Origin of the sequence: Rhodoferax sp. (genome assembly GCF_011391645.1) — a bacterium.
Taxonomy (GTDB): domain Bacteria; phylum Pseudomonadota; class Gammaproteobacteria; order Burkholderiales; family Burkholderiaceae_C; genus Rhodoferax.
In genome coordinates this window covers 1-2,913 of sequence record NZ_JAABQC010000165.1, presented here as the reverse complement: position 1 = coordinate 2,913, position 2,913 = coordinate 1, and the positions used below count along the sequence as shown (strand labels likewise).

General features: G+C 62.1%; 3 protein-coding genes. All 3 read left to right on the top strand.

From position 1 onward, the window contains the following. Positions 1-2,309 (top strand): nitric oxide reductase activation protein NorD (locus tag GPS82_RS13720; protein WP_296495662.1); only part of this gene is annotated, 2,309 nt, incomplete at its 5' end. 50 nt (positions 2,310-2,359) lie between these two features. Continuing rightward, complete coding sequence (locus GPS82_RS13715; RefSeq protein ID WP_296495660.1) at positions 2,360-2,656, top strand: hypothetical protein; 297 nt, start codon at positions 2,360-2,362, stop codon at positions 2,654-2,656. A 112-nt stretch (positions 2,657-2,768) separates the two neighbouring features. After that, positions 2,769-2,913, top strand: a 145-nt coding sequence (locus GPS82_RS13710; protein ID WP_296495664.1) for a sodium-dependent bicarbonate transport family permease, incomplete at its 3' end; no start/stop codon positions are given.

Genomic DNA, 2,913 nt, shown 5'->3' with positions numbered 1-2,913 from the left:
TCGAGCCCGAGTCGCGCGAGCTGCTGGTGCATGCCTGGGCGGATGCGACCCGCGTGTTCTCGGCCCGGGGGCTGGACAACTATGTCAAGGGCGCTGCGGCGCTGCGCGGGCTGGGCAAGGGCGCGAGCCTGGTCAACGCCTGGATTGATTCAGCGCCGCAAGTTGCCAGGGAGGTCGGCGAGGACGTGGTGGCCGACCTGGTCACCGAGGCGCTGATGCTGGCCTCCAAAACCTCGGGCTCGGTGATTGAGCTGGTGTTGGCCACCGCGCCCACGGCCGCCAAACGGCTGGCGGACGGCGGCCTGTTTTTGCAATACCTGCAAGTGATCGCCGCCCTGGTCAACCAGGCACCGCGCGGCCTGCGCCCCATGCTTGACAAAATTGATGTGCTGCTGGGCCAGCTCACCCTGGGTGGCTTGCGCCGCTGGGCCAACTGGGGCGCGCACGCCCACCGGACCCACTACGAAGAGCAGGTCAAGTACTTTGGCCTCAATTCCAAAGAGTCGCTGGCCATGCTGCAAAAGGAGCGCAAGGGCACTTTGCTGGTTGATGTGCAGCGGCGCATCAACATGTACCTGCGCGCGTTGTGGGGGCGTGACTTTTTCATGCGCCCGACCTCGGGGGACTTTGAGTCGCGCGAGGGCTACATGCCTTTCATCGAAGATTACCTGATCCACCTGCCCGATGCCTTTGACGCGGTGGAGGGCCAGCAGGGCCAGGTCAGCGCCACCGAGTTGTACCGGGCCAGCGCTGCCCACGCGGCTGCACACCTGGTCTACACCCGCCAGCGCATTTCGGCACAGGCGCTCAGCCCCTGGCAGATGGCGCTGATGGGGGTCATAGAAGATGCCCGGGTTGAAGCACTGGCCTGCGCCAAATTTCCAGGCTTGCGCCAGCTCTGGTGCAGCCTGCACACGGTGACACCCGCGCAAGCCGCCTCGGCAGGGGATTACCTCAACCGGCTGGCCCGCGCACTGCTGGCGCCCGACTACCAGGACCCACACCCGTGGATCGACCAGGGGCGAACCCTGTTTGAGCAGGCTTTGCCCGGCGTGTTGGCGCAGCCCCATGACAACACCGTATCCATGGACATCGGCGTGGCACTGGCACACAGCTTCAAGGCCGTGGGGCTGACCTACCACCCGCGCACCGACGTGCAGCGCGCGCCCTACCGCGACGACAACCGCTACTTCTGGGCCTTCGAGACATTCGACTTTGACCAGTCCATGGCCGCCGGCTACCACGAGCCACAGCAGGTGCGAAAGTATGTCAATCTGATGGAGATGGCCAACGAAACCGAGGTGGAAACCGCCGGTGACGATGCACAGGAAATCTGGGTGCTGGCCACCGAGCTCTTTCCCTACGAGGACATGGGTGTGTCCTACAACGAATCCGAAGGCAAGGAGCCCCTGGTGCCGCCCAGCCACTATGCCGAGTGGGACTATTTGATCCAGTTGGAGCGTCCGGCATGGGCCACGGTGCAGGAGCGGCGCGCCAAGCTGGGTGATCTGGCGCTGATTGACGCCATTGCCGCTGAGCACAAGCGTGTCGTTTCGCGCATGAAATTTTTGCTCGATGCCATGCAGCCGCAAGGCGTGCAGCGCATCCGCAAACTCGAGGACGGCGACGACATTGATATCAACGCCGCGCTGGCCTCGCTGATCGAGATGCGCATGGGCCAGCAACCTGATCCGCGCATCATGATGCGCAGCGTGCGCAAGACCCGCGACATTTCGGTCATGGTGCTGCTGGATCTGTCGCACTCCACCAACGACCGTGTGGCCGGGCAGGATCACACCGTGCTTGAGCTCACCCGCCAAGCCTGTGTGCTGCTGGCCGATGCCGTTGGCAAGGTGGGTGACCCGTTTGCCATTCATGGCTTCTGCTCGGATGGTCGGCACGATGTGAACTACTGGCGCTTCAAGGACTTCAACCAGCCCTACGACGATGTGGTGAAGGCCCGCCTGGCGGGCATGACCGGGCAGCTCTCCACGCGCATGGGTGCCGCCATTCGCCATGCTGCGGCTGCCTTGAAGGCGCAACGCTCAGCCAAGAAGCTGTTGCTGGTCATCACCGACGGCGAACCGGCCGACGTGGATGTGCGCGACCCGCAGTACCTGCGCCACGACACCAAAAAAGCGGTGGAAGAGGCCGGGCGCAACGGCATCAGCACCTATTGCATGAGTCTGGACCCGCGCGCTGACCAATATGTGTCGCGTATTTTTGGCGCGCAAAACTACATGGTGGTCGACAAGGTGGAGCGCCTGCCAGAAAAACTGCCGCTGCTGTATGCCGGCTTGACGCGCTAGGCGCGAAAACCTGCGATCATCCCCCATCAACTTTTATACAGAGCTTACGCATGCAAACCTATATCGGTCTGGACAATGAAGAAAATGGCGGCATGACCATGATCGGCCGCACCATCCGGGATGCCTGGCTGTTTGAAATTCTGCCGGAAAACGACACCTTCATTGGGCGCAGTGCGGCAGATTTCCAGGCCCTGCTCGATGCTGTTTCCAAAGCCTGGGAGCCGTATGGGAATCTGCCCAGCCGACTCCCGGCCGAACTGGCCGAGCGGCATCACCGAATTTACGATGCAGCCATCAAAAAAGCCCGCACGCTGGGCTGGGATCCTGAGCTCGGCGACGAGGACTGAAACCTGATTGCCCGGCAAAGGCACCTGGCGGGCGTCGCGGGTTTCGCCAGTCGCATCATCCTGGTATTGGGTCTCCCGTCGATAATGGGGCCGATAAAAGGAATTGCCGGTAATGATCGACATCGTTGTACTTTTCTTTATTTTCGGCTTGACGGCCGGGATACTCCGTTCAGAGCTCAAGTTACCCTCTGCCCTCTACGATTCGCTGTCGCTGGTGCTGCTTTTGACCATTGGTCTCAAGGGCGGGGAAGGTCTGG

Coding starts and splice junctions, on each gene's coding strand:
- GPS82_RS13715 (WP_296495660.1), top strand. CDS start 2,360: ATGCAAACCTATATCGGTCTGGACAATGAAGAAAATGGCGGCATGACC.